Source organism: Catenulispora pinistramenti (genome assembly GCF_018274385.1).
Taxonomy (GTDB): Bacteria; Actinomycetota; Actinomycetes; order Streptomycetales; family Catenulisporaceae; genus Catenulispora; species Catenulispora pinistramenti.
In genome coordinates, this window is sequence record NZ_JAAFYZ010000043.1 from 1 (window position 1) to 17,195 (window position 17,195).

The window sequence follows — 17,195 nt, forward strand, 5'->3', positions numbered from 1 at the left end:
ATGTGGGGCCGGTATCTGGTTTGGGCGCGGTCTCGCATCTGGATCCGGGCGGGGTTTTGCCCGTGGGCCGGCTGGAGGGGTTGTTGCCGGGGGTCGCGAGCGGGCATGTGGAGTTGGGCGGGTTCCAGCGTGACGTACTCGGCCTGGCACCGGGTGATCGCGGGTTCTCCGGCGCCACGGTGGGCCGTCTGGATCTGGGCGGGATGCGGTTCAACGATGTGGCGTTGAACCCGGCGAACGCGTTCTCACCGCTGCACATGACGTTGGACCGGTTCCAGACCATCGGTGGCGCCTCCCGGGCCGGCGGGCACGGGGAGGCGGTGCTGGATCTGCGCAGCCCGTTGGAGATCTCCTCGGTACACATGGGGACTTCACAGATCGTCCACATGGATGATTTCTCACTGGTGATCCGACGCGCCGACCCCCACCCCGGCACCACACCGACCGGCACCATCGGGCCCCTGGACACGGCTGCGACACGCCCGGCACCGCTGCTGGAGTTCACCGGCGGCGAGGCCAAAACCCCGACCACGACCACCACGACTCACGTCCCCACACTCGACACCGGCAACGTCACCGTGCCGGCCCGCACCGCCGATCCCGCCACCACCGACCGCGCGCTGCACCTGCTGGATGACACCGCCACCGCCCATTCCAGTACCACCGTGGCTTCGACCCCGGACAAGGCCGGTGTCCCGGGCGTGCTGGGACTGCCGCAGGAGCGGCTGGCGGTGCGCTGGAGCCCCAGCACCGAACACGCCCCGGTGGCTCAGGCCGACCGGATCCTGGCCGCCCGCCTGGAGTTGCGCAACGAATACACCGCCCGCCTGGACTTCGAGCACCAGCTGGCCCGGCACCTGGACACCGCCGAGGACCGGTTCGATGAGACCGCACTGTTCCGGGAAAACCAGGCACGCCAGGGACGCGTCATCGCCTTGTCTGCCGAGGGCCGCGAGCATGTTCTGACCGGCTACCTCGACGACGTGAAGACAGCCTTCACCGACACCCACGGCACACCCGACAACCTGTGGCAGCCCACCGGCGCAGCCCGCACCGCCTTCAACGACCGCCTCACCGTACTGGACCGGGACCTGCCGGGACGGCTGCAACGCCAAGTCGACTTCGAACACACCCTCACCGAAGCACGGCTACGCCTTTCACAAGCCGAAATCCAGCACCACGGACGGGACTGGCAACAAGCCCGGGCCCAACTCCTCGGCCCCGAACACACCAGCACATCCCCCGCATGGGACAGCCTGGAGAAAGACCTCACCACAGCGTTCCAGGAACTGCGGACACACCCGGACTTCGACAGCGCCTGGGCCGGCAGGGTGCACGAGCTCTACGACAGCCTGGACCGTCGTATCGTCTACGCCGACGGCCAGCCCGCCGCCATCGACCAGGTGACCAGTCTCATCGAACACCTGGCCATCAACGAACACTCCGGACTCCCAGCCAACCTGCTGGACCGGCTACGCCAAGACTTCACCGAACAAGCCGCCACCGAATACCGGCAACTCCGTGACGGCCAGGACTGGCAGCAGCACTTCGACACACTCGCCGACACCATCCGACACAACTACCTCCGGGAAAACCACCACTACTTCGCCGGTGAGGCATTCGACCAGCGGGCCGCCACATGGGCGGCACGCCGTGAACGCGCCGGCACCGCACCCCTGGGCGAGGAGGCACTACAACAAGCCCGCAAAGACTTCCAGGAACGGGTCATGACCTTCCTGGACAACCAGGTCCCACCCGGGGGGCCACTGACCCGGTTCAACAAGTGGTACACCAAACAACTGAGCCTCCTACCCCGCTGGCTCGACCACGAGGCAGCGTTCCAAACCGAACTCGGCCGCGCCCGCCAACTGTTCGAAGACCACACCGACATCTGGAACAGCGGCGACGCCGGCGTCAGCGAACACGCCACCACCGTGGTCCGCCAAGCATTCGAAACCCGGCTACGCAGCGCCTTCTTCAACACCCGCATGCGCCAAATCCACGGCCTGGACACAGCCCGCAAAGCCGACCCCGAAACCGCCACCGCCACGCTCGACCACTTCCGCGAAACCATCCTCATAGCCGAAGACAGCAACCTCGAAAGCCGCTTCCACCTCGAAAAAGCCCTCGAAACCGGGCTGGCCCAAGCCGCCACCGACTTCCACCAACTCGCCCAAGACTTCACCATCCCCACCGACCGCTACACCGCCCTAGCCAACGACTACCGCACCGCCGCCACCACCTACATCCACAACACCCGCGACGAATTCCGCCGCGACCCACACACCTGGCTCAACAACGAACACGAACACGAACACGCAGACACCTTCACCACCACCCTCACCAACCTGCGCACCGCACCAAAGCCCGAACCAGCGCCCCCGCCCGCCGACGCCGCACCAGTCACCGGCCACCCACGCACCGACCTCCCCAAGACCGACCAACCGCCGACAGACCATTCACCGACAGACCACCCGCCGACAAGCCCTCCCCCCGCCGACTACGCCAGCACCCTGACAGACCAGCTCCTGGCCCACCACCCGGCGACCGATCATCTTGTTCAAGACGAAGGCGCCGTGCTCCGGACGCCGGCCTCGAACGTCGTCGAATCCCTGGTGGAGCAGCACGTTGAGCTACCGCGTCCCAGTGTGCGCATGGAGATCGCGCTCACCAGGGACATCAACACGATCACCGGCAGCTGGCTTCAGGCCGGGCGGCCTCCCGAGGTCGTGCGGGCGGCGGCCACGTCCTTGGCCGGCGCTGTTCGCGGCGAGTTCGCCCGGATGCACATCGGGATGACGGACATCGGACCGGCCGTGATGTCCCCGGGGTGGGACGCGCGGTATCAGGACCTGGTCAGCCGGTCCGACAGGTGGTACGACCTGCATGTCGCGCACCGGCAGGCCGTGGACGGGCTCGGGTCGGACCTGCGTGCCCGCGCCGCCGAATGGGATCGGCCGGACTACGCCGACTGGGAGCGGCAGCAGTTGGCGGCCGTGGGCGAGCAGCTGAACCGCTCGATCGACGTACAGCTCGGCCACGAGGCGCGGCAGGTGTTCGTGCGGTCCGCATCGACGAGTGCCGAGCCGCAGAAGTGGATCAGTCAAGCGGTCGGTCGGCGGATCGACAAGGTCGTGGCCGATTGGCAGGACCGGGTGGAGGCCAGCCCCGCGGTGCTGGCGGCGTTGCCGCGGTTGCGGGCCGCGACGCTCGCCGCGGTGGCTCCCGCTATACAGCCTGCTGTCGTGAGCGGGAGCGCGGTGGTCGCGCTCCAGCATTCGGAGGAATGGCAGCGGCAGCACACCCAGCTGTCCGACACCTACGCCGCGCGCATCGCAGTCGTCGAACAGGTGGAGCGGTTGCGGCCGGACGCCACGGCGGTGTACCGGGCGGTGCTGGCGGACACGCTTGCCGGCGGCGGGGCTGACGCGGTGGGCTTGTCGGCCCTGTCGAGCCCGCCGGCGTTCCGGCAGCAGTTCGATCAGGCCTTCGACCAGTCCTGGCGCGCTGTCGTCGTCACCGGGGCGGATTCACGGTCCTCGATCTGGCGGGAAGCGCAGAGCCGATGGCAGCAGGAACTCCTGCGCCTGCGTACATCGCTGGAGTCGCAGGCGCGGATCGTCGAGCTGTCGCAGGTGCGGACCGCCGAGGCCCAGACCCTCGCGCAGGCGGCCCGCCAACGCTGGTCCGATCGCGGCGAGACCGACGAAGGACTCGTAGACGCGGTGCTGGCCGACTTCAGCACACAGGCGAGGGGCCTGTTCACGCAAACCCACGTCGTGCAGAAGTCCTCCGGGCAGGTCGACGCCAATGCCCGTCTCGTCTACGACGAGGTTTTGGGAGAGCTTGTCGCCGGACTGGATGTGCGCCGGGACATCGAGCGCGAGCGGCGTGTCATGGTCGCCCAGGCGCGTGAACGCCTGGCCGAGGTGCTCGCGCCGCTGACCGAGGCGATCGAGCCCGCGGCGGCGAGGACCGTCGCCGATTCCGCGGAGGGCTCGTTCGGGTCGGCGTTCGCCGGGACGACACGTCTGGTGTCGGCCCACCTTTTCAGGGCTCTTATGACCGAGGCCGACGCCCTCGGTGGCGGCCTGCGCTGGGCCACGCAGCCGCAGGAAGCGCGGGACCGTTTCCGGGCCGAGAAATCCGCATTGCTCGACAAGGCCGCCGCGGCACTCGCGTTCACCGCCGCGTTGCCCCGACTCGGTGACCATCTGCGCCCGGTGGTCGAAGCGTCGTTGGAGGGGCTGGACCACGAAAACGAGACGCAGGCGGTCCAGCAGACCGCAGCCGGGATCATGGTTCAGGCCCAGGGAATCTACCGTCAGGTCACCGCTCTTGGCCCCACCTCTGACGCGCAGTCGCTGGTCCGTACCCGCTTGGACCGGCTGGCCGGGGACCTGCGGGCGCTGTTCGCCTTCCGGGCCCAGGCCCGATCGCGGATAGCCGATGCGGTGCGCGAGTCCGCCGGCGGCGTCACGGTCGCGGTCGCCGACCAGGTCCTGCACGACCTCGTCACCGCCGCCGACACCTGGTACGGACGCACCGTCGCCGACCGCGCCCGCCCGGCGGACGACGTGGACCTCGTCCAGCGGCGGCTCGACACGATGCTGATCGGCGTCGAAGACCGCCTCGCCTGTGAAACACGGATCCATCCGCAGGTGGAACAGGCCCTCACCCGGGACGCGGGAATCGTCGAGCACTACATCCAGGACTCCGTCACGCCGCTGGCCACCGACGGCGTGCGGCGTGTCATGAGCGAACAGTCCGCCGCCGTGCGGACCGCGGTGTCCGCCGTCCGGGATGAGATGGTCGCGGGGCGGTTCGCAGCAGAGCAGTTCGATCCCTCCGCCGAGCTCGACCGCGCTCTGGACATACTCAGCGTGGCGTTGCCCCCGCGCCTGACCACGGAGACGGAGCTCACCGAAGCGGTGAGTGCGGCCGGATCCGCCTTCGCCGCGCTGGCCGCCGGCCGGGTTCTGCCCGAGACGGTGCTGCACGGGCTCGGCGACGACTTCCGCCATGACTGGACGTCCGGACGAGTCCGCACGCTGGGAGCGCCGGCCGGCGTCGTCGACCTCGAAGCCTGGCTCGCCGACGAGGCGGCGCACGGCGACCGGTTCGCCCAGGCCTGGACGGCTGCGGCGCATCCGGTCCCGGTGGTCGAGGCGGCGACGTCGCGGACCGAGTCGTCGGCCGAACATGCTCCGGTGTCCGGCCTGCCGTTGGCGGACCCACCGGCCGGGGTGTCGCGCGGATCGGGTCGCGCGGCTGTTCCGGTGGGCGAGGTGAATTCCGCGATGAAGCGCCTGTTCGGTGAGGACGCCGCCGTGGCGGACGTCGCAATGGTCGCGCGCCACCAGCAGGAAGCACTTCGCAGACGCCCGAACGTGAGCTATCCGCAGTTGGTGGAGGAGATCGCCCACTCGGTCCAGCACGGCGGCCGGTTGGCTGCCTACGCAGGGATGTACCGGTCGGGAGAGGTGTTCGACCCCACCGCGGCGCACGCGGAGAGCAGTACCGCCGGTGCGCTCGGACATGGAACGGCGAGCACTGTGGCCCCGGTGGACGCGCCTCCGTCCGTGATCGACCACGAGCAGGGCCTCTATCGCGCCATGGTGGAACCCGTCTGGATCCCCTTCGCGACCGACGGGACGCTGCTGGGCAGCTTCGGCCAGGACAAGCTCTCGGACCTCGGCATGGCTCTGGCCCGGGCCTTCGGACACTGGCGGGGCCAAGGGGCGCAGGTCATGCCCGGCCTGCACGTCGAGATCATCGGTACGTCGTCGTTGGCCGGTGTCAGGGAACAGGAGATGAGTGCGGCGCTGGCCGCGGTGCTGTCCGGCGTCTCCGACTCCTTGGGCATCCCCAAAATCCAGGTTCCTCTCACGGTTGTGCACACGGCGTCGTCGGCCGGCGTGGACGGCGTTCAGGTGAGTCTGAAACAGGACGCGGCGGTCGATGCCGTGCTCGCCGATCCGCAGGGGACGGCACAGCGGCGGATGACGTATCCGATGTGGGCGCCCCCGGATGTGGCAGGGTTGCGCAGCGAGCTGATCGGTGCGGATCAAGCTTCAAGACTGCGGATACTCAAGGGTCTGCCGAGGCCCTACCTCCGTTGGATGGCGGCGGATCGCGACCTGATCAGCTCTATGGCGTTCGCGCTTTCCCCGCAGGAGTTCGCGGCCTTCGCGGCGGTGCTCTTGATCGAGCTGCCCGACGGCGTCGAGGCGCCGTCGGGGGCCTACGAGGGCCTGACACGGCTCGTCGGCCACATGCTCGGGCCTCGTGCCCTCACGGAGCTGTTGCTGCGGGGAACGCGCCTGGTCGTCGTGCCGCGCGGCGGCCACGCGCGGTCGTTGGGGTATCTGTCGTCCCGATGGACCGGAGTCGAGCAGCTGCCCGCGGCCGACTTCGCCGATCTCACGTTCCCGCCGGTGTCCCTGTTCGCGGAAGCAAGTCTGGCGGATGTCCCCGGCCCGTTGGAGGATCTGGCCGGATTCCTGCCCGCGGTGCGCGTGATGGCCGCGCTCGTCCACTCCGTCCTGGATTCCGAAGGGCGCGGCCTGGTCGGGGATACCATGTCCGCGATCCGCACCGCGGACCAGACTGAGCTGATCTTGACCGGGGCGGGGCTCGGAGCCGAGATCCAGCTCGAGTCGCGGTGGCCGGACGGGCCGCTGTACTCGGTCGAGCGCGGAGCGGACCGGATCAACGTCTCTGCGAGCCATGAAGGCCGGTTCTTCAAGGCCCTGGCCAGTACGTGGCTGGGAGCGAACACCGGCTCCGATCCGGTGACCGGCTTGGCGCGGAACAACGGAAACAGCTGGGTGGCCGACAAGTACCCGGACCTGGCCGAACTCCTGACCGAACTGTTCGGTCCCGGCCATGAGCTCAGGACGTATCGAGCTGAGGTGGACCCCGTCCGGGTCACCTTCGACGCCGCCACGCTGAGCCGGATCGCCCAGGACCGGATCGCCGATTTCGGCGTGGCGGTGGCCCGAGCCCTGGGGCACTGGCGGGGTCAGGGCGCGGAGGTTCTGCCCACCGTCCGGGTCGAGATCACCAGCGGCGGGCCGTTGGCCGAGACTCGGGAGCGGTTCGTCCGCGACGTCTTGGAGGCGGCGATCGCCACGCCGCTCGCGAGGATGGGGATCGAGGGATTGCTGGTCCCGATCGGGCTGTCGCGAACAGAGCTGGCGTTCGGCGAACTGGCGAGTGTCGCGCTCCGTCTGGACGAGGAGGCGGCGGTCCGTGCCGCCGCGGTGGATCCGGAGGCGATGGCGCGGCGACGGTTGACCTATCCGATGCGGATGCCTCCGAACGTGGCGGAGCTGCGCAACCGGCTGACCGGTGTGGACCGCTTGACCCGGTCGCGGATGTTGGCCGAACTCCCGAAGCCGTACCTGCGCTGGATGGCGTCGGACCAGGGCCTGATCAGCGCCCTGTCGTTCACGCTGACGCCCGGGGACTTCACGGTCGAGACGGCGGCGCTGATGGTGGACGTCGCCGGCGGTGTCGAGGTGCCGCAGGCTGTGCTCGCGGATGCCACGTACCTGGCGAGCCTGGTCATGGCCAACCACGTCGTCGCCGGCGAGATGTTGTCGCGGGGCGCGCGCGTGGTCGTCGTCCCATACGGCCACACGCTTCGATCGGTCGACTTCGCGCAGGCCAGGTGGCCAGGCCTCACCGAACTGCCGGGCACCGTCGTGTCCGTCGGCAGCGGCGGCGCGCCCCCGGTGTGGCTGATCGGCGCGGCCGACCTCGCGGGGGTCCGGAGCAGGCTCGAGGTCTCGCACGGCGCCCTGTTCCTCGTCCGGGAGATGGCCCTGTCGGTGTTCGGGATGCTGCCCGCCGGAAAGAGTCGCCGGCTGCGGATCGGCGAGGCCTTCGCCGCCCTGCGGGCGGCGGACGCCGCTGAGCGGACCCAGGTCGGGCCCGGCGTCGACCTCTCGGCGCGCTGGCCGGACGGCCCGCTGTCCTCCGTCGAGCGCGAAGCGGACGGGACCAACATCTCAGCGCTCGACGAAGGCCGGTTCCTCGCCGGCCTGGCCGCCGCTTGGCTGGGCCTGAACGCCGGCCGGGACTACCGGACCGGCCTGCGGCGCAACGACGGGAACGGCTGGGTGGCTGAGAAGTTCCCTCAGCTGGTCGGTGTCCTCACGGAGCTGTTCGGTCCCGGTCATGCCGGCCCGGACGTACTCCTGGCCGAGCAGGCGGACAGGGAGTTGCGATACGGCCGGCTGGACGACGCCACCTTCGTGTCGGTGGTGGCGCGGCAAGAAGCGGAATTGCTGGACGCGGCGCAGGGCGACGCAGCCATGGACGACACGGTCCTGAGCGACGCAGCCGTGGACGTCATGGCCCTGGACGACGTCGAACACCTGGCGGAGACCCCCGCGCAGGCGGTCGTGGCGATGACGCGTGAGCAGGTCTGGTCGGCCTGGCTGGCGGCACACGACGCGGTATACGACGCCCGTGAGTCCCGAGACGCGGTCGCGCTCGGAGCCGCGTTGGTGGCGGCATCGGCGGTCGACCAGCAGTTGGCCGCGTTCGGGGCGGACTCGGCGTCCTTGGCGGAGGAGTACGCGGGGATCCGGGACGGACTGGTCGGGATGACCGCCGCGACGGCCCGGCGGCATCGGGACGCGTGGAACGAATATCAGGCCGCTGTCCTGCAGGCGGCGGAGCCGCCGTCGCCGGCCGCGCTCACGAGCGGTGATGAGCTGGAGGCGTCCGAAGCGCCGCTGACAGACCAGGCGCGTCAGATCGCCGCCCTGGTCGACGAGGTGAACCGGGAGCGGCGTTCGCAGAGTCCCGGCGCGGCGTCGATCGGCTGGGAGCAGATTGAGCCCTACAGGCGGGACTTCCTGCGCAGAGTGCCGCACGCGAACCCCCGGCAGTTGGTGGCGGGGATCGCCGCGGAGTCGCTGGGCGGCCTGCGGGCGGGGCGCGCGGCCGGCGGCGTCCTGGTCGACGTCGAGCCGATCGACGCGACCGCGGCGCCGGCGGAGACCAGTGCCGCCGGGGCCCGGTTCGCTGCCCCTGAAACGGCTGCCGTGCTCACGGCGGCGCGGACGGAGGCGTGGCTGCTCTGGCGGGCGGCGCAGGATCGGGTGAGTGAAGCGCGTGTTTCGGTGGCTGAGCACGAGCGCGTCGCGGGGGCTGCCACCGGGCAGTCGCCGACGTGGCAGGACGCCATGGGAGTCCTCGCGGAGGCTCTGGCGACGGCGAATGTCGCTGACGGGCGGCTGCGCGCGTCGGGGATGGACCCCGGGGAACTGACGGCTTGGCGAACAGCGCAGAACACGGTCGACGCCGCACGCGAGTTGTTGCACGGCCTTGAGCGGAAGGATGAGGCTGAGGCCCAGTCTTTGGCGGAGGCGAAGTGGGCCAAAGCGGTGGGCGATCTGGGGGAGGCCCTGGATGCGGTAGACCGTTTCGAGAACCAGTTGCGTGCGGCAGGGCTTGGCTCCGAGGATCTGCAGGCTTGGCAGGCCGCGCAGGAGCGCGCGGATGAAGCACGAGCCTTGGTGGCTGAGCACGAGCGGTTCGGCGAGGCGGCCGCCGCCGGGCAGTCGCAGGAGTGGCAGGACGCCATGGCCGCCCTCGCCGCGGCGCTGGCGGCGGCGGATGCCGTCGAGGACCGATTGCGCGCCGCGGAGCTGGGCCCTGAGGATCTGCGGGCTTGGCAGGGTGCGCACGAGCGCGCGGATGAAGCACGTGTCGCGGTGGACGGCGTGGAAAGGGGCCGGGAGGTCGTCACCGATCCGTCGCGGGAGTGGCGGGACGCCATGGGTGCCCTCGCCGCGGCGCTGGCGGAGCGGGATGCCGTCGAGGACCAGTTGCGCACGGCGGGGCTGGACCCTGAGGAACTGACCGTGGCGTACGAGGCGTTCAGTCAGACCTCGGACCAGGAACCGCCTGTCGATGTGGAGCAGGAAACGACCGGTGCCAGGGCGGAGCGGCTGCTGGCGTCGGCCGTGCTTGCCTGGTCGAGCGCTGTGACGCGGAACGCGCCCTATGCGCTGGCCGGGCGAGAGGAGGGCGCGTACCGCGCGGCGATGGAACCCGTCGGCGCCGTCTACCCGGTCGGCGCCTTGCTGGACGGCGCCGGCCGGGACCGGCTCGATCAGGCGGCGCTGGCCGTGGCCCGTGCCATCGGGCACTGGCGCGGCCAGGGGGCCGCGATCATGCCGAGTGTCCACATCCAGATCACCGGCGAGCCGTCCTTCGCCGTCGACAGGCAGGGTGAGATCCACGCCTACCTGACGGCTGCCCTCTATCGGAACTTCCAGCACCTGCGTGTCCCCACGGTTCCTGCCCGCATCGACTTCGACGTGGTGGGGCGGCCGGAATCGTTGGCCGACCCGGGAACCGTCGTGGTGGGTCTGAACGAGGACGCGGCGGTCCGGGCGGCTCTGGCCGACCCCTCGGGGCTGGAGCTGAGGCGGCGGACCTATCCCCTGCGGATGCCTCCCGAGATGCGGCAGCTCCGTGCGAGGTTGACCGGTGTCACCCTCTCCAAGGACGCCATCCTGGAGGGGATCCGAGAGCTGCCGACGGCCCAGCAACGGTGGGTGGCGGCCGATCCACGGTTCATCGACGCCTGGCTGGCCCGGCTGGAGAAGGAGGACTTCGCCGCGGTGGCGGCGCAGTTGCTGGCGGAGGTGCCCGAAGGCGCCGAGGAGCCGCTGGCCCTGCGCTACGAGGTGGTACGGCAGCTGACAAGCATGCTGAGCTTCAACAAGCAGGTCGCCGCAGAGCTGTTGCTGCGTGGCACACGCCTGGTTGCCATGCCGCGCTACACCGTGGCGCGAACGGTGGGCCACTCGAATATCCGGTGGGCCGACTCCACGGCTCCGGCAGGCGTGTCCGATTTCAACTTCCCCCCGGTCGCCCTGGTCCCGGAACAAAGCGTCATCGGTCTCCCCGCGCAGTACAGGGACCCGGACGGGTACGCGGTCCTCGTGCACGAGGTGACCCACCTCCTGCAGTGGCTCACCGCGCTCCACAGCCTGGGAGGCATCCTGAAGTCTCTCGCCGTCCGGGAGATCTCGACCCTCCTCACCCCCGAGAACTGGCAGCGGGTCGTCGACGCCTTCCTCGAGCTCCAGCAGGCCGACGCCGCCGAGCTGGCCGTGGTCGGACCGGGGTTCGAACTCGCCTCGCGCTGGCCGGACGGGCCGCTGTTCTCGGTCGAGCGCGGAGCGGTGGCGAAGTGTTATGCGGCGACCACCGTGGGGGAGTTCTTCGCTCAGCTCGTCTGCGCCTGGCTGGGGACGAACACGGGGGCGGACTCTGCCACCGGCCTCAAGCGGAACAACGGGAACCGCTGGGTGACCGAACGTTTCCCCGCCCTGGTCGGACTCCTGACCGATCTGGTCGGTCCCGGCAACCGCGGCGCGGGCGAGTTCCCGTCGGCGAACCCGGTGAACGTCGAGCTGCAGTACGGCAACCTGGTCGAATTCGTGTCGATGGCAGCACTGGAACACGGTCACGAGGCCGATCTCCCGTTCATGGGGACCGTGTCCGCGCGCCAGGATGTATGGCGGACGTGGCGCGCGGCGCACGACGCGGTCTATCGCGCGCGGGTTCAGCAGGATGTTCGGGAACGGAACGGGGAAGGCGCCTCCGGGTCTTCGTCCCGGGAATGGCTCGGGTCGGTGAACGCCGTGGCGGCGGCCCTGGCGGAGGCGGATGTCGCCGATGCGCGGATGCGCAACTGGGGTCAGGATGTTGCTGCCCTGTCCGGGGCGTATGAGGCGTTCCGGGGATCGTTGGGCCCGATGCCCGCCGCCGCGATGAATCAGGCCCTTGACGCGTGGATCCGTTGGCGTGCCGCCGCCTCGGAGTTCGAGGCCCGGTCGGCGGTGGCCGCCGCCGGGGCGGTGCGGACCGGCGAGGAAGCGCTCCAGGCGGACCGGCCGGCGATCCGAGACGTCGAGCAGGCCCGGGCGGCACTGGACGCCGCCGAGGTCCGGTTGCGCGTTCTCGGGCAGGATCCCCGGGCTCTGACCGAGGTGTATTCGGCGTTCCACGCGAGGTCCGGCGGGGAGTCCGGGAGCGGGGCGGCGCAGGTGCTGGACACCTGGCTCCGGTGGCAGGACGCCTGGTCGAGGTTCGAGGTCCGGTCGTCGGTGGCGGCCGTGGGAGACGTGCGGGGGCTGACGGCGGACGAAGCGTTCGGGGCGAAGCGGGCGGCGACAGAGGACATGCTGCGGGCGTACACGGACCTGAGTTCCGCCGAAGGCGGGTTGGACGCGCTGGGGGTGGATCCGGCGCAGACGGACGACGCGTTCGCCGCGTTCCGCGCGGCGCTGGGCGAGCTGTCCGATGTCGCGGTCCGGAGCCGGCTGGACGCGTGGGTCCGTTGGCAGGCCGCCCGGACGGTGCGCGAAGCCGGGCCGAACGCGGCGCGCCCAGCCGAGTTGGACGAGCTGGACGAGTTGGAGGAGCTCGCCGAGTCCGAGAGCGTGGCCCACACTGCCCGCTTGAGCATGGTGAGCCAGGCCGGTGGGCGGCCGCTGTCCAAGTACGACGACGACCATCTGGTGGTGATGGTCAACTCCGAGCTGCGGAAGCTGGGCGATGACGAAACCAGGACCCCGGCGCAGATCGAAGGCTACAAGCTGAACCTGACCGCGACGGCGCCGAAATGGACCACGAAGTGGCTGGCGGAGCAGATCGCCAACGCGATCCTGCACGACGTCCGGCTCGTGGGGCGCGGCGGAGCCTCGCCGCGGGCGCTGATCGGCGAGCTGATCGGTGAGACGGTCGATCTCACCGCCGCGCCGGCCGAGTCCACCGCCCAAGCCCAGGCGCATGCCCAGACCCAGATGCGTGCGGCGGCGGTGGAATCGGCGGTGCTGGCGGAGACGGTGGCGGCGCAGGCCCGGGCCGCGGCGGTGGCGGCTCAGGCCAGAGCGCGGGCGGCGTCCGCGGAGGCGCAGGTGAACCCCAGTACCGGGGTGCACCTGCGGGCGGCGGTGGCGGCGTTCAAAGCCGCGGAGTTGCGGCGTGCGGTGGACGCGCACCAGGAGGTGGCGGCCATTTACAAGTCCGCGGTGTCCAGCACTGCGACGGATGTCCTCGCCGAGCCCGGCGCGTTCGAATCGCTGCCCGCGATCGGCCTGCGGCAGGCCACGTATCGCGCGGCGCTGGAACCCGTCGGGGTCCTGTACGCCGACGGCCAGGAGGAGGCCAACAGGGCTGTGCTCTACCGGGCGGCGCTGGATCTGGCCCGTGCCCTCGGGCACTGGCGGGGTCAGGGCGCTACGGTCCTGCCCGTCGTCCGGGTCACGATCAGGGGCCACCTGTCCATGGCCCGCCGCAGAAGAGAGCAGATCCAGGGCTATCTGACCGCTGCGATCAGTCAGCGCGCAGCGTTCCTGAACCTTCCGCCGCAAGCCGTCGAAGTCGCGGTCACCCTGGACCTTCAGCACGAGTCGACCGACGCCCCGGGCAGCATCGTGGTGGGTCTGGACGAGGAGCGCGCCGTCTGGGCGGCCCTGCGCGATCCGGAGGCGATGGAGCGGCGGCGGCTGACCTATCCGATGCGGATGCCCGCGGACGTGGAGGGCCTGCGGGCCAGGCTGGTCGATGCGGCCGGCCGGCATTCCGGGGCGACCGATCCGGCGACCGGACAGCTGTCGGCGGACGCGCTGCAGGACGGCGAGGCGCCGCTGGAACCGCGCACCGAGCTGGAGCGGCTGGTCCAGGAGATCCCCCGGAAGGAGCTTCGCTGGCTGGCGACCGATCCCGGGACGGTCACGGCGTTGTCGGCTCTGCCGCAGGCGGACTTCGCGCCGGTGGCGGCGATGCTGGTGGTGGAGGTCGCCGACGGGGTCGAGGCGCCGTGGGCCGCGTACACCGACGCGGCGTACCTCGTGAGCCAGGTGGTGGGCCACCGTCTGACGGCCTCGGAGATGCTGCTGCGGGGGACGCGGGTGGTGGTGGTCTCGCGCGGTGGCGGGCTGTGGTCGGTGGAGTTCGCGCACGCACGCTGGGCCGCCGGGATCCAGGAGGCGTCCGGCACGATCGTGTCGGCCGGAAGCGACGTGGCGCCGCCGGTGTGGGTGATCGACGAGGCGGAAGTGATGGGGGTCCGGGACCGGTCGGGGGTCCTGGACGGGGCCGTGTTCGTGGCGCGGGAGTTGGCACGTTTCGTGTTCCGGATGCTGCCCGCCGGCCGGAGCCGTCGGCTGCGGATCGCGGAGGCGTTCGCGGCCACGCAGCAGGCGGATGCCGCTGAGCGGCAGCTGGTCGGGCCCGGGATCGAGTTGGCGTCGCGCTGGCCGGACGGACCCTTGTCCCCGGTCGGGTACGGGGAGGATCAGAGCAATGATTCAGCGACGGACGAGGCCCGGTTCTTCGCGGGCTTGGTCGCCGCGTGGTTGGGACTGAACGCCCGCGACGACTATGGGACCGGTCTCGCGCGGAACAACGGAAACGGCTGGGTCGCCCAGAACTTCCCGGTCGCGGCTCGGGTGCTGGCGGAGTTGTTCGGCCCCGGTCATCCGGGTGGCGCCGTGGTCTCCGACGACCTGGCGGGATCCGCCGGGTGGCAGTACCGCGACGCGGCCGGCCTCACCTTCCTGACGCGGGCGGAGGTGCCGGAGCTGTTCGCCGATGCCGACGCGCAGGAGCGCGAGGAGCTGTGGCGGGCTTGGCGCACCGCGCACGACGCGCTTCGCGACGCGCGCGCCGCGGTGAGCGTGCTGCTGTCGGACGGGGAGGCTCCCGCCGAGTCCGCCGCGACCGGTGTCCTGGAAGCGGCGGAGACGGCGGCCGACGTCACCGACGCGGTGTTGCGTCAGGCAGGTCAGGACCCTGAGGAACTGGCCGGGCAGTATGCGGAGTTCCGCGCGCTGGCGGGCGGGGCGCCCGAGGCCGAGTCGCTGCTGGACGCGTGGATCCGCTGGCGGTCCGCGCGGTTCGGGTTCGAAGCCCGGACGAGAGCGGCGGCCAGGGAGGGCCTGCTGCATGCGGACGTGGACGTACTCGTCGAGCAGGACCGGCCGGCGACGCAGGCGATGGTGCGGGCGTTCGTGGCCGCGGACGCGGCCGAGGTTCGGTTGCGCGAGTCGGGGCTGGACCCGGAGGTGCTGGCCGACGACCTGCTGGCGGTGGGGCGGGAACAGGCAGGCCTGCGGGCGGCGCCGGTGCTCTTCCGCGTCGGGTTCGGCGCCGGCGTGGACGTGCTGGACGACGTCGCCACGGAAACACTCGCCGAGATGGCCCCGGTGCTGGCCCGTGCGATCGCGCGCTGGCACGGCCAAGGCGCGGAGGTCGTGCCGGCGGTCCACGTCCTGATCATCGGTGACGGGTCGTTGTCCGACACCAGGGCGTCGAACGTCCAGCAGGATCTGACCGACAGGATCGGGAGGTACCTCGGAGAGGTCCTGGACATCCGCTCGGCGTCGGTCTCGGTCGTGGTCGAGAGCGTTGTGCGGGCGGAGTCGGCTGTTGCCCCGGGCTTCGCCACGGTGCGTCTGAACGAGGCGTCGGCGATCCTGGCCGCCGAGGCCGATCCCCAAGGGATGGAACGCAGGCGGCTGACCTTCCGGACCCGGATGCCCCGCGACGCGGCCGGGCTGCGCGCCGCTCTGGTCGGCGCCGACCGGGAATCCCTGCTGGCGATGCTCGCGACGATGCGCGACGAGGAGCGCCGGTGGTGGGCGGCCGATCACGAGCTGATCGACGCCTTGGCCCGGACCCTGGAACCGGAGGTGTTCGCCGAGGCGGCCGCGGACCTGTTCACGGAGATGCCCCCGGGTGTCGAGAATCTGCAGGACGTGCGCCGTGGAGTGCGGCGCGTGGTCCGGATGCTGTTCGGCAACAAGCGCGTCGCCGCCGCGCTGCTGCTGCGCGAGACCCGCCTGGTCGTGGTGCCGCGCTCCGGCGACGTTCTGTCCATCGGCGAACTGGACGGTCGGTTGCCTGTCGCGCGGCCCTCTGCCGTGGCGACCACCTCGTTCCCTCCTGCGGCTCTGGTCGCGGCGGAGCATGTGACCGCCGGCCCGGGCTCGGCCCGGGTCCCGGACGGGGATCCGGTCGTCGTGCGCCAGTTGGCTCGCCACCTGATGGCGGTGCTCGACGTCCTCCCAGGGGGTGTGGCGATCTTCCGCCGCGACCTCCACACGGCGTTCGAAGACCTCACGGCCGCGGACGAGGCCGAGGCCGTCAGGGTCGGGGCCTCGGCCCAGCTCACATCGCGCTGGCCCGACGGGCCGTTGTACGCGGTCCGCGAGGCGCAGAGCCCGCGCGGAAGCACGAGCAGCATGGACTATGAGGCCCTGATGGCGGCCTCTGATCACGGAGAGGACCAGCACAGCGGCACCAACAGCTCGGCGACTCACGTGGTGGCGTTCTTCGCGGCGGTCGTCGCGGCGTGGCTGGGGGTGAACGCCGGGCCCGACCCGCAGACCGGGCTGGAGCGGAACAACGGCGCCGACTGGGTGACCGCGAACCTCCCGACCCTGGCCGGGGCGCTGGAGTACCTGGTTGGTCCGGGCCGGTCCGGGTCGGAGGGCGTACTGGCCGACCCCGTCCCCGACGCCGTGCCCGAAGTGCCGATGGTGTCCGGTGATCTGGCGCGGACCGCGGTCCCGGTCACCGGGTTCGGGCCCGTGCCGAGACGGCTCCCGGCGGAGGTCCTGACCACGGCGTTGGAGATGGCGAAGTCCGCCGAGATGCGGTGGCGCGGCTGGCGTCAGGACCCTGGTGTCTTCGCCGCCGTCCATGACGCGTTCCGCGAGACGCTGGAACTGGACTCCGGCGGTACCGACGGGGCGGCCGAAAGCCTGGTGCTGGAGGCGTGGATGCGCCTGCGCGCCGCCCGCTCGGAGGTGAGCGCCGGCGCGTCGGCGGCGGCGTATCTGGCTCTGGGCGCAGCCGAGGACGGGTTGCGTTCCCTGGGGTTGCACCCGCGGTATCTGAAGGCGCAGTTCGACGAGATCGAGGGTGCCGCGGAGGAGACCGTCGCGGCCGGCGAGGCGCCGGTGTACGTGGTGCCCGCCGCGAATCAGGACGAGCTGCACGTGAACCTCGGGGCCGCGGCGGCCGGCGTCGGGGAACAGGACGTGATCGGTGCGCTGCCCGAGATCGTGCCGGGACGGTTCGCCTATCGCGCGGCGGTGGAACCCGTTCGCGTCGGCTTCGCGGCCGGCCAGGCCACACTGGACGACTCCGCC

The 17,195-nt window shown here is 71.0% G+C and carries 1 protein-coding gene (running past one end of the window); it reads left to right on the top strand.

Going from position 1 to position 17,195, the window contains the following annotated elements; genetic code table 11:
* Nucleotides 1–62: 62 nt before the first annotated feature.
* Nucleotides 63–17,195: the start of a hypothetical protein gene (locus KGQ19_RS14990; protein ID WP_212009746.1), read on the top strand. Its footprint extends 22,488 nt past the window's final position; only the first 17,133 of its 39,621 coding nucleotides appear in the window; it begins with the start codon at nucleotides 63–65; its stop codon lies beyond the right edge, outside the window.